Here is a 218-nt window from a genome sequence, read left to right as displayed (position 1 = left end):
TTCCGGATTGTTAAAGAGCAAATATCTCAAACGCGCCACGGCTGCTTACGCAACCAGAACGGTTTTGAGATACTGTATGGAGACACCTTTCACCTGTCACCAAGCAGGTGGCGTCCCCTAGGGGATTCGAACCCCTGTTGCCGCCGTGAAAGGGCGGAGTCCTAACCGCTAGACGAAGGGGACACGATAGTGTCACGACTTCGCAGCCGTCCTGCTCA

Annotated in this window: 1 tRNA gene; it reads right to left on the bottom strand. The window is 55.0% G+C overall.

Annotation, left to right across the window (positions count from 1 at the left end):
- Positions 1–108 precede the first annotated feature (108 nt).
- Positions 109–183, bottom strand: a tRNA-Glu gene (locus LQK91_RS21970).
- Positions 184–218 lie beyond the last annotated feature (35 nt).

The sequence above is a fragment of the Pantoea sp. MHSD4 genome (assembly GCF_021043305.1).
In the GTDB taxonomy this organism is placed as follows: domain Bacteria; phylum Pseudomonadota; class Gammaproteobacteria; order Enterobacterales; family Enterobacteriaceae; genus Pantoea; species Pantoea eucalypti.
This window is presented reverse-complemented; position numbering and strand designations above follow the sequence as displayed.